This is a genomic window from Halorubrum tibetense (assembly GCF_042661865.1).
GTDB lineage: Archaea > Halobacteriota > Halobacteria > Halobacteriales > Haloferacaceae > Halorubrum > Halorubrum tibetense.
Genome location: NZ_JBHSWW010000395.1, coordinates 1 through 1687, shown reverse-complemented (window position 1 = coordinate 1687; position 1687 = coordinate 1). Strand labels below are relative to the sequence as shown.

General features: G+C 71.4%; 1 protein-coding gene and 1 pseudogene. One reads left to right on the top strand and one right to left on the bottom strand.

Going from position 1 to position 1687, the window contains the following annotated elements; translation table 11 throughout:
* Positions 1–539, top strand: a pseudogene (locus tag ACFQEU_RS15465) (transcriptional regulator TbsP domain-containing protein); the annotation flags it as partial.
* Positions 540–557: 18 nt separating this feature from the next.
* Here ACFQEU_RS15465 and ACFQEU_RS15460 read toward each other — a convergent pair.
* The coding region (locus tag ACFQEU_RS15460; protein WP_379783607.1) for an amidohydrolase family protein at positions 558–1687 on the bottom strand (1130 nt) is incomplete at its 5' end.

Below are 1687 nucleotides of genomic sequence, written 5' to 3'. Positions count from 1 at the left end.
CCCACGGCGCGGTCGAGGCGCGGTTCGAGCGTGCCGAGCCAGCGCGGGTCGACATGCCCCACCGGACGGCGGTGGTCGCGGCTGCCCGTCAGCGACTGAGCAGACGGTTCGGCGACGACCTCGAAACGGTTCTCGAAACGGTGGATCTCGACCCCCACGCACTCGACAGATCGCAGGCGGTCGACGACCGGACGCTGTTCGTCGCCCTCGGTGCGCGCCACGACCTCCTGTTTACCGACGTTCGACAGTGGGCGAACGACCTGAACGTCGTGGAGGCACAGCGGTTCGCCGACGCCCGACGGACGCTCGAATCCCGCGGACTCGTCGAGTCAGTCAGGGTTCCGATCGGGAACGGCCGACCGAACAACCGGCTTCGCGCGGCCGACGACACGCTGCTCACGGTCGACCCGGCCGCGTTCCTTCGAGCGGTTCACGAGTGCGTGGGGGCGCGGAGCCCGACGAACGGCCCGGAGTCGGGGAGTCGGACGGGGATCGACTATCGGGACGACGACCGGCCGGTCTGGGATCGGCGTCGCTGATCCGGTGGGGCCGACCGCTCAGAGCCGCCCGTTATCCACCGCGTCGACCATCGTCGACCCGGCCGCCCGCCAGTCCGTCTCCGCGTCGGCGAAGACGCGCTCGGCACGGCGTCTCGCCTCCGAGACGACATCACCGACGTCGACACCGACGATACCGCCCGGAGAGACGAGCTGGACGCCGTCGACGAACACGTCCCTGACGACATCGCTGCCGGCACCGTACACCAGGTTCGGGATCGCGGTGTGAAACGGCGATCGGACCGTGGGTGCCACGCTCGGCCGACCCAGGTCACACACCACGACGTCGGCACGCTTCCCGGGCGAGAGCGACCCGACTCGGTCGGCGATCCCGAGCGCCCGCGCCCCGCCGATCGTGGCGAGCTCGAGTGCGGCGGCCGCGTCGATCGCGGTCGGGTCCCCACGCTCGGCTTTCGACACCATCGAGGTCGTTCGGAGCTCCCGGAGCGCGTCGTGTCCCCCGGGTCCCGGTGCTTGGTCGGTGCCGAACGCGACGACGCCGCCGTGCTCGCGGTACTCGACGATCGGGGGGACGATTCCGTCGATGGCGACGATCGACGAGGGGCACCCGACCATCCGTACTCCGGCGTCCGCGAGCCGCTCGCGTTCGCCCGGGGTCGCGCCGTGGAGGTGGGCCGCGAGCAGATGGTCGCCGAGCAGTCTCTCGTCGTGGAGCACGCCGACCGTGGTCGCTCCCTCGCCGTACCGGGCGGCGATCTGTCTACGCTCGCGGTCGCCCTGGGCGACGTGCATGTGTACGGTTCGGTCCCCCCGTCGCGCCCGGTCGGTGATCGTTTCGAGCAGGTCGAGCGACACCATATCGAGCGCCTGCGGGCCGTACGCCGGCGTAACGAGCGAGTCGTCGGCGAACGGCTCGAACAGCGCCTCGGCGCGTTCGAGCGCCGTCTCCCCGGCCCCGCGGTCGAACGAGTACGGCTCGTCGGGGCCGCCGTCCGTGCGGTCGTCGGGGACCTCGTTGATCGTCTCGGTGGCGACGACACGGAGTCCAAGGGGGCGATACACCCGCTCGACGAGCGTCGCGACCCCCTCGGCGTACTCGCCGAGCGTCGTCGTGCCGGACGCGAGCGCCTCGATCGCCGTCAGTTTCGCGCCGACGACCCCGTCCTCCA